General features: G+C 42.5%; 13 protein-coding genes and 1 riboswitch. All 13 genes read right to left on the reverse strand.

Annotation, left to right across the window (positions count from 1 at the left end; translation table 11 throughout):
- Positions 1-8: 8 nt before the first annotated feature.
- A complete protein-coding gene (locus LPB86_RS16775; protein ID WP_230646045.1) occupies positions 9-2,366 on the reverse strand; it encodes a phosphoketolase in 2,358 nt (785 codons plus the stop codon).
- Between the two features lie 134 nt (positions 2,367-2,500).
- Positions 2,501-3,337 (reverse strand): bifunctional hydroxymethylpyrimidine kinase/phosphomethylpyrimidine kinase, encoded by an 837-nt coding sequence (thiD, locus tag LPB86_RS16780; protein WP_230646047.1) that lies wholly within the window; start codon positions 3,335-3,337, stop codon positions 2,501-2,503.
- Positions 3,337-4,368 (reverse strand): HesA/MoeB/ThiF family protein, encoded by a 1,032-nt coding sequence (gene moeB, locus LPB86_RS16785; protein WP_230646049.1) that lies wholly within the window; start codon positions 4,366-4,368, stop codon positions 3,337-3,339. Before moeB ends, thiD begins: the two co-directional genes overlap by 1 nt.
- A 2-nt stretch (positions 4,369-4,370) precedes the next feature.
- Positions 4,371-5,486, reverse strand: coding sequence for a 2-iminoacetate synthase ThiH (gene thiH / locus LPB86_RS16790; RefSeq protein WP_230646051.1), 1,116 nt, complete (start codon positions 5,484-5,486; stop codon positions 4,371-4,373).
- Positions 5,479-6,246, reverse strand: a complete 768-nt coding sequence (locus LPB86_RS16795) for a thiazole synthase (RefSeq protein WP_230692908.1) — start codon at positions 6,244-6,246, stop codon at positions 5,479-5,481. Before LPB86_RS16795 ends, thiH begins: the two co-directional genes overlap by 8 nt.
- Positions 6,247-6,256: 10 nt before the next feature.
- Positions 6,257-6,910, reverse strand: a complete 654-nt coding sequence (locus tag LPB86_RS16800) for a thiamine phosphate synthase (RefSeq protein WP_230646053.1) — start codon at positions 6,908-6,910, stop codon at positions 6,257-6,259.
- Positions 6,897-7,508 carry a thiamine phosphate synthase gene (locus tag LPB86_RS16805; protein ID WP_230646055.1) on the reverse strand — a complete coding sequence of 204 codons (612 nt, stop codon included), beginning with the start codon at positions 7,506-7,508 and terminating at the stop codon, positions 6,897-6,899. Before LPB86_RS16805 ends, LPB86_RS16800 begins: the two co-directional genes overlap by 14 nt.
- A gap of 1 nt (position 7,509) precedes the next feature.
- Complete coding sequence (thiC, locus tag LPB86_RS16810; RefSeq protein WP_230646057.1) at positions 7,510-9,393, reverse strand: phosphomethylpyrimidine synthase ThiC; 1,884 nt, start codon at positions 9,391-9,393, stop codon at positions 7,510-7,512.
- Positions 9,394-9,408: 15 nt separating this feature from the next.
- On the reverse strand, positions 9,409-9,612 hold the full coding sequence (gene thiS / locus LPB86_RS16815; protein WP_230646059.1) for a sulfur carrier protein ThiS: 204 nt from the start codon (positions 9,610-9,612) through the stop codon (positions 9,409-9,411).
- Between the two features lie 57 nt (positions 9,613-9,669).
- Positions 9,670-9,757: riboswitch (TPP riboswitch) on the reverse strand.
- A gap of 186 nt (positions 9,758-9,943) precedes the next feature.
- On the reverse strand, positions 9,944-12,586 hold the full coding sequence (locus LPB86_RS16820; RefSeq protein ID WP_230646061.1) for a hypothetical protein: 2,643 nt from the start codon (positions 12,584-12,586) through the stop codon (positions 9,944-9,946).
- A complete protein-coding gene (locus LPB86_RS16825) occupies positions 12,549-13,580 on the reverse strand; it encodes a hypothetical protein (protein WP_230646063.1) in 1,032 nt (343 codons plus the stop codon). The genes LPB86_RS16820 and LPB86_RS16825 overlap by 38 nt, the downstream gene beginning before the upstream one ends.
- Positions 13,580-14,278 (reverse strand): hypothetical protein, encoded by a 699-nt coding sequence (locus tag LPB86_RS16830; RefSeq protein WP_230646065.1) that lies wholly within the window; start codon positions 14,276-14,278, stop codon positions 13,580-13,582. The genes LPB86_RS16825 and LPB86_RS16830 overlap by 1 nt, the downstream gene beginning before the upstream one ends.
- A gap of 14 nt (positions 14,279-14,292) precedes the next feature.
- Positions 14,293-16,371: a WG repeat-containing protein gene (locus tag LPB86_RS16835; RefSeq protein WP_230646066.1), complete on the reverse strand. Its 2,079-nt coding sequence runs from the start codon at positions 16,369-16,371 to the stop codon at positions 14,293-14,295.
- Positions 16,372-16,472: the final 101 nt, after the last annotated feature.

Below are 16,472 nucleotides of genomic sequence, written 5' to 3' on the forward strand. Positions count from 1 at the left end.
TTTAATACTCAATCCCATTTCCAATTTACAATCTCAGGCATGTCAACGCCATTTTCACATATAAATAATTTATGCCTAATCAGCCGGTCTTCCATTTCCTGCTTTAAATAGGCAGTTGTTCCACCCAGTTGTGGCAAGCGTTTAAGTGCATCAAGTACCAGGTGGAACCTGTCCATTTCGTTTAATACCGTCATATCAAATGGCGTAGTAATCGTACCTTCCTCTTTGTAACCACGTACATGTATATTAGCATGATTGAAACGTCGGTAGGTAAGCCTATGGATAAGCCATGGGTAAGCATGAAAGGCAAAAATAACAGGTTTGTTTTTAGTGAACAGGGCATCAAAATCATCATCATTCAAGCCATGCGGATGTTCTGCTTCTGGTTGAAGTTTCATCAAGTCAACCACATTAACAACCCTTATTTTAAGATCTGGTAAATGACTATGCAGAATGTTTACAGCAGCAAGAGTTTCCAGGGTAGGCACATCACCAGCACAAGCCATAACCAGGTCAGGTTCATGTCCCGCATCATTACTTGCCCAAGGCCATATACCAATTCCTTTTGTACAATGAATTGCTGCCTCCTCAATAGAAAGCCATTGTGGCGAAGGGTGTTTTCCGGCAACAACAACATTAACATAATGGCGGCTCCGCAAGCAATGATCCATGACCGATAAAAGGCAATTTGCATCTGGTGGCAGATAAACACGTACAACTGAGGCTTTTTTATTCACCACATGGTCAATAAAACCAGGGTCCTGGTGTGTAAAGCCATTATGATCCTGTCGCCATACGTGTGAAGCCAGCAATATGTTTAATGATGCCAGTTTTCGGCGCCAGGGGATGCCCGCAGTTACCTTTAACCATTTAGCGTGCTGGTTAAACATAGAATCAATAATATGTATAAAAGCCTCATAACAGTTGAACAAGCCGTGTCTCCCGGTCAATAAATAACCTTCCAACCAGCCTTCACACTGGTGTTCACTAAGCATTTCCAGCACTCTTCCATCTTTATTCAAAAGCTCATCATTACCTTCAGTTATTGCGTTCCATTGCCGGTTGGTAACTTCAAAAACGGCATTTAATTTATTAGAGAGGGTTTCGTCCGGGCCAAACAGTCTAAAATTTCTGGAGTCCATATTCAGTCGGATCACATCTCTAATAAAGCTACCAAGAATCAAGGTATCACCCGGACCTGTAGTCCCTTTGATTGGTAATTCTATGCCGTATTTCCGAAAGTCAGGCATAATCAAATCCTGAAGTAAAAGGCCACCATTGGTATGCGGATTGGCGCCCATTCTTTTTTCCTTTTTAGGGGCCAAATCTGCCAGTGCAGGCAATAGTTTTCCATTTTCATCAAATAGCTCTTCTGGCCGGTAGCTGCGTAACCATTCCTCCAGTTCCTTAAGGTGCTGAGGAGACTGTGCAGGGTCTGAAATGGGTACCTGATGGGCCCGGAAAGAGCCTTCTACCGGATGACCATCAACCATTTTAGGCCCAGTCCATCCTTTAGGGGTACGTAAAATAATCATTGGCCAGCAAGGGCGACTTGTATTTTCGTTTTTTGCCTGCTCCTTAATGGCGCTGATGTCTGCAATGACCTGTTCTAAAAGATCAGCCATTTGGCGATGCATTGCAAAGGGCTCATCACCAGAAATCAGGTAGGGTTTCCAACCATACCCCTTAAAGAGGCTCATCAATTCCTCTTCAGGTATTCTAGCCAGAACAGTGGGGTTGGCAATCTTGTAACCATTTAAGTGTAAGATTGGTAAAACAACGCCATCAGTAAGTGGATTAAGAAATTTATTGGAGTGCCATGCTGTAGCCAATGGGCCGGTCTCCGCTTCGCCGTCTCCTACAACACAGGAAACAATGAGGTCTGGATTGTCAAAAACAGCACCGAAAGCATGACTAAGAGAGTAACCCAGTTCTCCTCCTTCATGCATTGAGCCGGGACATTCCGGAGATACATGGCTGGGAATTCCCCCTGGAAAGGAGAACTGTTTGAATAATTTGGTCATTCCGGTTATATCCTGTGATATTTCAGGATAGATTTCAGAATATGTTCCCTCAAGATAGGTTTGGGCAACCATTGCCGGTCCACCATGGCCCGGTCCGGAGATATAAAACATGTTTAGCTCATACTTTTTAATAAGCCTGTTCAAATGGGTGTAAATGAAGTTTTGGCCAGGGGTAGTTCCCCAATGTCCCAGTAAAACCTGTTTGATATGAGCTGGCTTCAAAGATTCTCTCAATAGTGGGTTCGCACGAAGATAAATCTGTCCAACAGCTAAGTAGTTTGATGCACGCCAGTAGGCATCCAGTTCAGTGATGGCCTCATGTGATAACTCTTCTTTATTCATTGGTTTTTTCTTAAAGATGGTAATGCCTTAAATATCGATATAAGCTTTTGTAATTAGCTGATATAATTGATAATATTTATTGAGGAACCCATATTTAACTTAGCCTGCTGTATTTAAATTACGAGCCAGAAAAGTCAGGAAAAATTCTTTTTTTTAACTAATTTTTTTGGGTCAAAGAAGTGGTTCAGTGGGCCATGTCCCTTTCCTGTTTTGACATCAATGCCCTGATAAATTGCCTGGTGAACATAAGTCTTCGCCTTGGCAATGGCTGCTTCCATATCATGTCCCAAAGCAACGTAAGAGGCTATTGCGGAAGACAAACTGCATCCTGTGCCGTGAGTATTAAGGCTCTCGATTGCTGTTGAGCTAAACGTTCTTTCATTGCCATCTTTATCTCTGTAAATATCAATCAACTCAGAACCTTTTAAATGTCCACCTTTGATGAGTACAGCATTAACACCAGACATTAAAATCTTAACAGCTGCATTTTTCATGTCTTCCACATGCTCAATATCCATTTGGGCTAGAAGGGCAGCCTCATCTAAATTTGGCGTAAGCAGCTGGGTCAAAGGAAATAAATAGTGTTTAAATGTGGCTATCGTGCCACTTTCAACTAAGCTATCACCACTGCTCGCCACCATCACCGGGTCAAATACCACTGGCACATGTTGATATTCATTTAAGGCTTCGGCAATGCCGATGGCCAGTTCCGCGCTATGTACCATGCCAATTTTAATGGCCGATGGACGGAGATCATCCATCACAGCTTTGATTTGTGCCTTCACAAAATCAACCGGAATGGGATGGATTGCGCTTAGGCCCAGTGTATTCTGTACAGTAACAGCTGTAATGGCAGTGGTAGCAAAACAGCCTAACGCACTTATCGTTTTTATGTCGGCCTGTATACCCGCTCCACCACCACTGTCAGATCCGGCTATGCTAAGTACAATCGGGTAGCTGAAGTTGTCCATTAGTTCAATCCGTTTTTTAAACTGTACATTTCTCCTTTAAACAAAGGCTCCAAAAGCCTTATCGCCATTATACTGCGGTGGCCTGTCTGGCAACAGAACACCAGTTTTTTATCTTGTGGCAATGCTTTAAGGTGGTCAGTTAGTTCATACAATGAGATATTCGTGCCACCGATATTATACTCTTCAAATTCATAGGCTTCACGTACATCAACAAGATAGGTCTCATTTGGCCGTTCAACTAATAATATTTGAAGTTCGTCCATGCTCATCTCTTTAATAGGAGGGGGCAAAACGGGAGTGCTTGGCTTTACCTCTTTACTGATCTTGAAAATATTTGTAGAATTGTTTAGTGCGTCTATGGTCAATAACTTACCTGATAGCGTTTCGCCGATACCGCAAATCACCTTAATGGCCTCATTAGCCATATAAGTCCCTATAATACCTGGCAGAACTCCCAATACACCAATCTCCCCGCAATTGGGTACTTCATCAGCTGGCGGTGCTTCCGGGAAAAAGTCTCTATAATTGGGCCCATTCTCCAGATTAAAAACGGATACATGACCTTCAAACTTAAATATCGAGCCAAATACGAGCGGTTTTTTTAAGGATACGCAGGTATCGTTCACCAGATAGCGCGTTTCAAAATTGTCAGTGCCATCTATAACCAGATCATAGCCCTTCAAAATACTTCCTGCATTTTCATCCGTAATACGTACAGCATAGGCCGTAATTAAAATATTCGGATTAAGCAGTCGAAGTTTTTCCCTGGCTACCACTGCTTTCGATAGTCCAATGTCATTCCCATTGTAAAGAATTTGCCGGTGCAAGTTGCTGATGTCTACAACATCATCATCTACAATGCCGAGCTCACCAAGCCCGGCAGCTGCCAGGTATTGTAAAACCGGACAGCCCAGACCACCAGCACCAATCATCAGTACTTTGGCATTCTTTAATTTTTCTTGTCCGCTGATGCCAATCTCCGGCAGGATAATCTGCCTGCTGTAACGCTTTAATTCTTCCTCAATTAACATATCTACTGTGCTAAGCAATTGTCCCAGTCTTTCCAAACGGGCTCATATCCCTGTGACCTGATGAGCTGTGCAATCTGCTGGGGACTGCGTTCATCACTGATCTCAAACTGTTCCAGCGACTCGGGTTCAACTGCATAGCCTCCCGGATTCGTCTTCGAAGCTGCGCTGATATTGGTGATGCCCAGCTTAATGATGTGGTTCCTGAAATTTTCCGATTCTCTTGTAGATATGGAGAGTTCAACCTCCTGGTTAAAGATCCTGTAGGCACAAATCAATTGTACCAGTTCACGGTCGCTCATTTCTACTTTTGGCGTTAGTCCGCCGCTAAATGGCCTCAAACGCGGAAAGGAAAGGCTATATTTTGTTTGCCAGTAATTTCTCTCCAGATAATTCAGGTGCAAAGCCGTAAAAAAACAATCCGTACGCCAATCTTCAAGGCCAATCAATACCCCCAAACCCATTTTATGCACTCCAGCCTGCCCCAGACGGTCGGGGGTTTCAATGCGGTATTGGAAGTTCGATTTTTTTCCTTTAGGATGGTGCTTTTTATAGTCATCCTTATGATAAGTTTCCTGATAAACCAGTACCGTATTTAAGCCATAAGGTGTTAACTGTTGATAATCTGCTACATCAAGTGGCTGTACTTCAATGGAAATGTGCGCAAAATGCGGACGGATCAATTCAATCACCTTTTTAAAGTAATCTACATTTACAGTTTCGTTATCCTCCCCGGTTACCAAAAGTACGTGGTCATAGCCCATCTCCTTAATAACGGCAACCTCCTGCATAATCTCCATAGGCGAGAGTGTTTTGCGTTTCACTTTGTTGTCAAAGCTAAAACCACAGTAGGTGCAAATGTTTTTGCATTCGTTAGACAGGTAAAGCGGAATATACATCTGTATCACTTTGCCAAAGCGCTTCATCGTTAATTGCTGACTAATGGCCGCCATTTGTTCAAGATATCCAGAGGCGGCAGGGGACACCAGGGCTTTAAAATCTTCTAAAGTCCGGTTGCCGCTGGCCAGTGCCCTTTCTACATCCTCAGTAGTTTTGGCATAAATGCTCGCTTTGGTCTGGTCCCAGTTATAGGTTTCAAAAAGGTCTTTAAAACTATTCATCTAAAAAAGAGGTTAGGGGGCTGCTTGCCATCGCGTGGGCTACCGGCAAAGCAAGTTTCGCTTCGTACGCAATTCTACCGGCCAATACCGCCAATTTAAATGCTTCAGCCATCTGTACTGGGTTACCAGATACGGCAATGGCGGTATTCACCAGCACTGCATCCGCCCCAATTTCCATGGCCCAGGCCGCATCAGAGGGCGAGCCAATTCCAGCGTCAACAATCACCGGAACTTTGCTTTGGCTAATGATGATCTCCAGAAAATCAATGGTTTTTAACCCTTTGTTGCTGCCTATTGGTGATCCTAATGGCATTACTGCCGAGGTTCCCGCATCTTCAAGCCGTTTGCAAAGCACCGGATCAGCGTGGATGTATGGCAATACAATAAAACCCATTTTAGCCAGTTGTTCCGTGGCGTTCAGTGTTTCTATAGCATCGGGCATTAAATACTTAGGGTCTGGATGGATTTCCAGTTTTATCCAATTGGTTTCCAGGGCCTCCCTCGCCAGCTGAGCGGCAAAAATAGCTTCTTTGGCATTGCGTACACCAGAGGTGTTGGGTAAAAGGTTCATATGCGGGTATTTAAGTCGCATCAACAGATCGTCCTGATCGTTGTGTTTAAGATCTACGCGTTTCAAGGCTACAGTTACCAGTTCAGATCCAGAAGCCAAAAGTGCATCTTCCATTAAAACAGAAGAACTGAATTTTCCCGTTCCGGTAAACAAACGTGAGCTAAAAGTTTTATCGGCTATGGTAAGCATCATTTTTCATTTAAATAGGTTCAATTATTAAGGTTGCATTCAACGTATGATAGCTATCATCAACTATAGTTTTGATGTCTGCTGAGCCGGTAATGGCGCCAGACATCGCTACCCCGTGTAAGCCCGCAGCCATCAGTAAGGAAATATCTTCTGGTAATACACCGCCAATTCCGATAACTGGAATACGAATGTTTGCCCTATGCATGGCGGCAACTATGGCCTTAAGTCCTTCCAGTCCTAAAATGGGACTCAGATTTTCTTTGGTAGTGGTAAAGCGGTAGGGGCCGCAGCCTATATAATCTACCCCTTCACTTGCCCTTTGCAGGATATGCTGAAAGGTGTTGGCTGTTCCACCTATTATCATTTTTTGATGACCTATCATACGCTTAGCTTCAGCAACAGGCATATCCAGCAAACCCAAATGAACACCATCAGCGCCGGCTTTTAACGCTAGCTCAGGATGGTCGTTAACAATCAATTTGGCGCCATACCTCAGGCATAATTTTTTAGCGGCTATTGCCTGTTCCAGTATCACATCCGCGGGTTGGTTTTTGATCCTAAGCTGGATCCATTTGCAACCCGCCTTCAAAGCTTCATTGATGGCACTAATGTGCGATCCGTCTTCAGCTTGCTGTGAGATATAGTGTAGTTTATCGATGATCATGTTTGGGTAGATTATTTTTTAGTTCATTAAAATTTGACAGCGTTTTTTCCGGGTCTTTCCAAAGCGTTCCTAATACTGCAGCTCCATCAAATCCCATTTTTTGGATCAGCTTTAATTTGGAAACTTCAACGCCACCAATCGCAATTACCTTAGGTTTGGCCATGACCTTTTCCAATTTAAAATCAGTAGCTACTGTGCTTTTATAGCCTGTTTTTGAGATGCTGTTAAATACCGGCCCATAAAAAACGTAGTCAAAGTTTAGCAATGAAGGCAATTTTGAAACATCATGGACTGAGGTGCTTAATATATAACCACCCTTCAATTTTAACTGTATTTCCTGTTCAGTCAAGGCGTTCCGCAAAGCCTCTGGAAAATGCAATCTTTTAAGACCGTAATCAGCGGCGAGCCCATGAAATTGATGTAGCGAGATCCATTCATGAAACTGTACATCAATCTCATTGAGGAGTTGCCGTACCGATTGTACATCACTTTCAGGTTTACGGAGATGAAAACATTTCAAGCCCGCCTTAAACAAGGTATTGATGTGCTCTCCCTCATCAGCAATCGCAGTCGGGCTTGAAATGACAATCAGTTCCATACTATAAATAAATCTCGCTACCTTTTTGTAAAAACTCCCTAGATTTTTCTTCCATGCCCTTAGATATTGCGTCAGTTTCGCCCATACCGTTGTGCTTTGCATATTCGCGTACGTCCTGGGTAATCTTCATCGAGCAGAAATTAGGCCCGCACATCGAACAAAAGTGTGCAATCTTGGCGCCATCGGCAGGTAAGGTTTCATCATGAAATTCCCTGGCTGTATCCGGATCAAGTGACAGGTTAAACTGGTCTTCCCACCTGAACTCAAAACGTGCCTTGCTCAAGGCGTTATCGCGGTATTGCGCACCAGGATGGCCTTTTGCCAAATCTGCGGCATGTGCGGCAATTTTATAGGTAATTACACCATCTTTCACGTCCTTTTTATTGGGCAAACCAAGGTGCTCTTTAGGCGTTACGTAGCAAAGCATGGCTGTACCAAACCAGCCAATCATGGCAGCACCAATGGCAGAGGTAATGTGATCGTACCCAGGTGCAATATCTGTAGTTAATGGCCCAAGGGTGTAAAATGGAGCTTCACCACAGTGTGCCAGCTGCTTGTCCATATTTTCTTTAATCATGTGCATGGGGATATGGCCTGGCCCTTCAATAATGGTCTGCACATCGTGCTTCCAGGCAATTTTTGTCAGCTCGCCCAGCGTTTCCAGTTCGCCAAATTGCGCTGCATCGTTTGCATCTGCAATACAACCGGGTCTCAATCCATCCCCTAAAGAAAATGCCACATCATAGGCTTTCATGATTTCGCAAATTTCTTCAAAATGGGTATATAAAAAATTCTCTTTATGGTGCGCCAAACACCACTTGGCCATAATAGAACCACCGCGAGATACAATACCTGTAATGCGTTTGGCGGTTAGGGGGACATAACGCAACAGTACGCCCGCATGGATGGTAAAATAATCTACCCCTTGTTCAGCCTGCTCTATCAGTGTATCCCTAAAAAGTTCCCAGGTAAGATCTTCTGCCTTACCGTTTACTTTTTCCAGGGCCTGATAAATGGGTACCGTACCAATCGGCACAGGCGAATTGCGGATCACCCATTCACGGGTTTCGTGTATGTTTTTGCCTGTAGACAGGTCCATTATGGTATCTGCACCCCAACGACAGGCCCATACCGTTTTTTCTACCTCTTCTTCAATACTGGAGGTAACGGCAGAGTTGCCAATATTAGCGTTGATCTTAACCAGAAAATTGCGTCCAATAATCATCGGTTCACTTTCCGGGTGGTTAATGTTTGATGGAATGACCGCCCGTCCGCAGGCTACTTCCTCGCGTACAAATTCTGCGGTAATGTATCCTTTGGGTGTGTTGGCCCCAAAACTATGTCCTGGATGCTGATGCGCCATCACCTCATATTGCCCTTCCAATTGTTCTTTTAGCAAGTCAATGCGCTGGTTTTCGCGGATGGCAATGTATTCCATTTCCGGTGTAATGATCCCTTTTCGGGCATAGTGCATTTGCGATACGTTCATGCCCGGTTTAGCCCTGTAGGGTTTGTTGATGTGGGCAAACCTCAAAGTATTCAACTTTTCATCCTGGGCCCGCAGATTTCCGTAGTCGGAGCTAATTCCTTCCAGCTGCAGCACATCATTGCGGTCATTTATCCATTGTTCCCGTAATCTAGGCAGGCCCTTTTTAACATCTATTTCAATGTTGGGGTCGGTAAAGGGGCCACTGGTGTCGTAAATGGTTACCGCTGCATTGGGTTCAGTTAGGCCAAAGCCTCCATGTATCTTAGTTTCGCTCAGGCTCACTTCCCGCATGGCAACTTCAATGTTATGAATTTGCCCTTTTACATAAACTTTACGTGATGCCGGAAAAGGGGTACGGCTAATGACTTGTCCATCTGGAGTTTTTTCTGTTTTCATGATTGAGTTGTTTTGTTATCCGCCTTGGGTTGCTTTGATGATCGTGAGGTTATCCAGATGTTGGAGTACATGGCTTTCCCAATTTTGCCTGGAAATGATTTCCTGGTTAACTGCTATGGCAATACCTTTTAAAGGCAGCGCAAGAACGCCGTCCAGTACGTGTTGTAAAACACATGATTCCGGAACTGAATAAACTTGTTGATTTACGGTAATCTCCATTCTGTTTAAAATTTAAAACAATAGGAGCAGACCCGTTAGAGGATTGGTAAGCAACAGGGATGTTGCTTTACTTTTCCCTTCGGCAGTACTAACTGCATCAGGTTCAAAGGGTATTTCTCAGCACAAGGCACCCCTAAAGTTTAGGTGAAGGTAGAAAATAACTTTAAAGAAGAAAGAATTTTTTTTCTTTTTTTGGGAATGAGTTGAAAAAGTATTCTCTACTTTCGCATTTGCTTGATCACCGCTTAGGTTATTTTATGAACGCTTGAACACCCAGAATATGTTAAAGAATATGACAGGTTGCAGCAGCAGCGCTTTGGAACAAAACAGACTATTTCCCGGCAATAAAATCACTTAAGTAACTGCACTCGGCAACCGCTTTTCTATAAAAGGCTGTGTGCTTATAGCTTTTCAGCTCTTTAAAGTAGCTGTTTTCCTTAAGCATTTTCAGATAAGCTTTTTCGCGTTCAGTATAGTCATTATAATCCTCGTAAGTAGGCGCCACATTTTGCTTTTGCTTGCATTTCGCAGCCATAAAGGTACATTTAGCTTTAAAATCATCGTCATCGCTAAAATCGCGCGCCTTTAAGTAATATTGCTCTGCGGTAGCCGCCTCAATGTAATCCTTGTCGTAATCATAGAGCAAACTGCGACCAAAATCAAGCGTAGACCAGTTATAGGAAATAAAATTCCAGGAATTGCTGTAGGTAGAGGTGTTGTATAAGCCATTAGCCATTTGGAAGTACGCTTCTGCGTCTTTAGGATTGGTTTTTAACTTTCGTTCCAGCACGGCCATTTTCTCCGCGAACTGCAGTTTGCTGATGCCTTTGCCGTTCGAATTCGGATAATCGTTGATGTCGGCCACAAATGGGTTCCCGCTAGATATATACAAATCATTTGCCGGACCTTTAGCTGATTTCGCTTTGTAAGTAATGAAAGCCTGCTCTGCATCCTGATAACGGTGTTCGCGCAACAATACGGTACCCAGTAGCTCATAAAGCGTAGATGAGTTTATTTTCTTTAGTCCGTCACTTAAAAATGCCAGGTAAGCATCCGCCGGGCGCTGAGTCTTCAAACCGATAATCTGATTCAGTGCTGCAGCATGTAATTGCGTGTACCAGAAATCAGGCGCCTGCTTAAAGATACTTAACCTGTATTCCGATTCGTAATCATTCTGACTGCACAGTAGGGCCAGGGCCGCTTTTGAGGTATCACCCTGACGTAAATACGCAGGTGCAAGTACATAAGTATAGAAATTACGCTCTGTAATCGCAAAATACTTTACATTATCCGCAGTGGCAGGATATACATCCCGTTTTGTTTTACCCTCTGCTATCGATTTACCACGCAACCATTTTAGTCCAGGAAGCAGTGCCGCCTCATCTACAGCCTTCACTTGTTTCATATTTTGGGCAGATAACAAGAGCTGTACAATTTGCTTCTGGTCGTTGAGTTTCTCCGGCAGTGTTTTCGTATTAAGTTTTTCAAGATCCTTCAACCCTTGCGCCGGCTGGTTTTGCATAAAACTCAAATAGGCATTCGCAATAGTACCAATCTGTGGCTCCGGGTAATTGGCATCCTCAGCCAATTTAGTGCAAAATCCCCTCAACTTTTCAATGTGGTTGTCGTAGGTGTTTTTCACACTATCAGGCAGGGCTACAAAAAAGCCAGCTTTCTCCAGTTTACCTACAGAACCAGGCTTACCGCTAAACTGGCTCATGCCATATCCAATTAAACCAGCAACACCGATAGCGGTGATTACAAAACCAGCAATTTTTAGGTTTCTTTTTTCAGGCTGTTTTTTAAAAATAAATACCACCATACCCAAACCAGCCACTAATACCAGTACACTTGGCCATAACAGCCATTGGCCTGTAGGTTCCAGGGGGCCTATCGCGGTCACTTCAGTATTTAACTGCTTGCGGTAAAATTCATCGCTATTGTTGTCCAAAGCCAGGTTAAGGTAGCCTTGCTCCAGCTTGTTAATTTCCCTAACCAGCAGTGTGCCTACCATTTGCGATGATGGCGCATATTCATATACCTTTTCCAAATCTTCAGTCTCCAGGTCCATATTGCCAAAACCCCTTATGGCATATAAGTTCGCTTTCTCTTTAGGCGTGCTGGCAAGCTTTAATACATCGTCAAATGGAGCATCAATGTAATGGTAATTGCGGTAGGCCTGCAACCTGCGTTCAGGATAATTGGCAAATACTTTCGAGAATAAAAAAGCCGCATTTGTGGTATCACCCAAACGGCGCGCCTCCCCAGCTTTAAGCGCCAGGGCCCAACCCTTTACGTGGCTATCAGATTTGATCGGCGTTATAAAATCGTCGTAAACATTTTGTGCCTCTTTATACTTTGCCGCATAATGGTTTAGCTTTTGTGCCTGATAATAGTACCTCAGTTTTAAGTAATTGTCTTTTTGTTCCTCGCCCAGGTGTAAAGCTTCTTCTGATGCCTCTATTAAGCCTGAGGTATCCAAAGGGGCAGGTTCCCAGTAATTATCACTTACCTGTCCCAGGCGCTCCGCTCGTAACGCAAATTGATAATATTTCCTTGCATCCTCACGTTCAGGCTCCTTTAAACTTTGTATAAATGCATTTCCTGATACACTATCGGGTGCTGGTGCGTCTTGCTCCAGGTAATTGTAAAGGCCATCTTTGCCTGCGCTGTCCAGGTGATACATGATTTTTTCCACCTCGCCAGCTTTAACGCCGGCGCCCAGGTAACCAACCCATTCCTTTGCATTTATAGCTGCTTCACTGGCAGGCTCTTCATCAGAGTAGGTAAAATGATAGTCTGTAAAATAAAAGGGACTATAATCCTTTTTTCCCTGTACATCGTTGTGAAAAAAGAACGTATAGTAATCATAAGGATCGCCTTCGTCAGCACAGGCTATGATGATAGAGGTGCCCAATAAAATGCATGCTGCCAGGCTAGCGAAATAAAGCAGTAGTTTTTTCGAGGTTTTCATAGGTATGTTGTTTGAGTGTCAGCTCATCAAGGTGAAAATAAATAACATTTACAGTATCTGCTTTGAGGTATTTTTCAATGTATGTAGCGGCGGTGTTCAGTTGTACTGTAGATACATCTTCCCATCTTATTTCATCTCCACGTTTTAGCCCATGATCAGGCAAATCATGCAGCAGTAAATAGAAATGATGACTTAAAGCTTTAAATGATTGTTGATTATTCAGCAAGTTTCTATGGAGTCCCTTAGCTATACCTGCATACTGTTTTTGTCTAAACACAACCGCCCAGCTAAACAGCGGCAGCCCTACATCCACCTGTTTGGGGTAGCTGCTTAGGTTTTTTCCCATGTACTTTTCCAGTTCAGTCTGGTCCAGTATAGAATTTTGTGTACCATATTTTCGCAGATTACCCATATTGTAACACATCAGCATCACCCGGGTTACGGGTGGAATACCATTAACTTTAATGTTTTTGAGTTGATGGAGGCGAAGTGTGGCTGATAAGACTTTGTTCTTTAGGCTTTTATTTGCCTTAATGCGATTCAATAAGTAAAAGTAATTGTCACGTGTGCTGCGCGTCCAGTCACAATCTATCTGTAACTCCTTAAATGAGCTTTTGCCAGCTTGCCTTATTTTTCCATTTACATAATAAATGATTTTGTCCGCAAGATAATCCAGCTGATGGTGGCTTTGATTTTTCAGGACATTGTTTACAATAAACACTACAGGGATCATTTCCACCGAATCTGGCAGCGTAGTTTTAAATGTGATGGGTGATATCGGCACCGGTCCATTTTCGCCAGCATCTACATCCATCATACGTACATAAAGCTTTTTACATTGTAACGCCTTAAAATACTGTTGCGCTGTTGCATTGTCCTGATAAACTGTTTTCCAGTAATAAAAAGACGTTTGGGCAACACGCTTTTTATCACAGGAAGCTAGCATAATAAGGAGGGAAAAGCCTATGATGTATGCAGACGCTCTAAATTTCATTATCGATATCTCGTCATTAAGCCACTTATAGACGAAGCTTCTTTAAGGTAATGGTCAAACTTAGGCTTAGTGATGAAAAGGTTTACGGTTATGGCCTGTTCTTTATGATAAGCATCAGAAAACAGCTTATAGGCATCTGGTTTAGGCTCGTTGTCATTACTGTACTGACCAGGGTTGTCTACATTCAAAACCAATCTGGCCAACTGATCTCCTTTTTTCCAGCTGTAGGTAACATATCTTGGCTCATCTCCGGTCGGGTGGGGAAGCAAACTGCCATACTCCTCAGAAATTTGTTGGATCAAAGAATCCACTTTACCAGGACTAAAGTTTTCTTCAGACACCGCCACCATAAAGGTTTCTTTATCATCAAAATCCATAACCACTTCAAGTTCTCCAAAATAGAAATCTTTGTATCGAGCTAAGGTATCAGCGCCAGGGGAGGCTATAACACTGTACCTCACATATTTTAGTACAGAATCTGTATCACCAATTCTAATGGCACTTTCTTCCGCTTTTAACATATAGTCATCATTGCTTCTAAAGAGTGTTTCGTCTCCAAAAAAAGTTTCTACATCTATATTTAATCCAAAATCATCCAGGTGCAAAAGGTCTTTGCCAAATTTTGGTGCTTGTCTGGAAGAGCATCCAGTAATGAATACCGCAATGGCGGTTATGAAAAGCAATGATAATTTATTCATGAGATGTGTATGTGCTAGTTAATCGGCTGACCAATGTAATTGTATTTTTTTCCGTCTATTTCATAGATGGTTTGCTTACCGCTCAGCGAGATCGTTGGATCACCAAGCACTTTATATGGAATCTGGCGAACTTTTTTACCTGAAGTGTCTATAATGCTAAATACGTCATTGTCAAAAACTAAGGCGTAACCTGCTTCAAATCCATAGGCAACAGTATATTTGGAGAGCACAGGTTGCCCAGCTTTATTAAGGTAACCATAGGATTTGCCTGCTTCTTCCTGAGCGGGCCTATACACAGCCATTCCGTCCTTAAAATCATCTATATGACCAAATATAGGGGGTGTCAATTTGGTGCCATCACCTTTTAATATACCTGATAAATATCTTTGAGAATCATCAGCATAAACGAGTAGGGGTTGCTGATCTACCGGAACCAACTCGTTATAAATGGGTTTAACCACCATCTTTCCGTTCTTATCAATCATTCCCAACTTCTCCAGTTCATCTTCAATGATAATCACCCCATATTCCGGATAAGATTTTGTCGATAGCCCCTTCAATTCAGTAATCAATTTATTATCCAGCGACCTGATCTCACGCTTTTTCCGGCCTCTTTTTGACTTTGTGAGCAGCAATACATTTCCAACTTTTTCTATCTCATCGTATTCAAAAGGAATTACCTCCTTTTCATCGTTTTCTAATACGCCTACATACTTGTTGGAGTCCATAAAGACCGTCATTTTATCAGAAAGATCTTTTATAAAGGAATATCCTTTTTTGATTGGAATCAATTTTCTGTTTTTAGCATCGAGGTGAAATACCTGATCTGCTTTAGAAGACTTATAATAATGACCAGTATTATCGGTTGCTGCTAAATCCGGCTCCGAAGCAGGAATAACTATGTTAAAGTTACTGTCTACAATACCGTATTTGTCTGCCTTCCTGTCCAGGTAGGTGCCGTAGCTCGTACTATACGCATTTGCCAGTGCTACTGCAGAACCCGTTATTTTTTCTCTATCCTCGGCAAGGTAGAGTACCAGCTCCCTAACCTGATCAGGAAATTTTAAACTGATTCTTTGCATTTCCAGGCCAAACAACTCTTTATCGCCCGCAATAATTTCTTTCATCTGCTTTATCGCCTCAAAACCCTTTAAGTGCTCGTTTTTATCCAGCGCCGCCAGCTTAGCATTAAATGAGCGGTACTGGGCAATTTTAGGGAACAACTCAGCAGGTATTTTGCCTAATTCTTTTACAATTGCATCTTTATCCGTCATTTTTGAAGCGGCTTTAAGTACAACTAACGCCTCAGCAAAATCTTTTTTAATGCCTGGATTAATGGTCGTCAACGGTATCGCAGAACTACTGTTTGAGTTCATCAAAACCCCATCGGCATTTAAGGCCTGGTAAGCTAAAATATCACTGTATAAACTTAGTGGGACATCAAATTCAAGTTCTTCCCCTTCGGCAGAATAGATCGAAATTGCCTTGTTTTGATAACGGATTGCCTTCTTGTCCTTAGGGTTAAATTTAAAGGTCTTAACGCTTTTTGGATACTCATAACTAAAATCTACGGTCATGCTGTCTACCCGTTTCATACCAATTTTATCTTCAGGGTAGGCCTGCCCTTTAACATATAATTTTTTTAAGCTGATGCTGAGATCGTCTTTGGATACATTAGCCGATTCTCCATTAGGATAAACCTCAAAAGAGGAGTAGGGCAATTCAGGTTTCTGGGTAAAAATTAAATTTTGTGTGTACTCGGCTACGCCTTTTCTTATTCCATTGAAATCCGTATTGATTTTGAATACAGAATCTGACTTCAGCTCGTCTTTTTTACCGCTTCCATTTCCCATAGACATTCCAAATCCGATATAGATGTTAAATCCATCTATTTCTTCTTTTAAGGAATTGAGGCTGTCCAGATCAGTCTTTAAGGTTTTCTGGAGCTCATTTTCAGACAGTGCTGATATTCTTTTGATGTACTCATCCTTGGTTTTTACGTCTTCGAGTGAGGGTGTAGAGCATGAAGCGATAAACAAAAGTAGGACTGAACCTAAGGATGATAATTTGACGGCGTTTAATTTTTTACTCATTTGCTATTATTAAAATAGAAGATAGATAATCACATCTCAGACAATTAAAATCACCATAATGTTTTGATTTAGCTGTGTTTTGCTCGCTTGAGGGTCAAACA

The sequence above is a fragment of the Pedobacter sp. MC2016-14 genome (assembly GCF_020991475.1).
Lineage (GTDB): Bacteria > Bacteroidota > Bacteroidia > Sphingobacteriales > Sphingobacteriaceae > Pedobacter.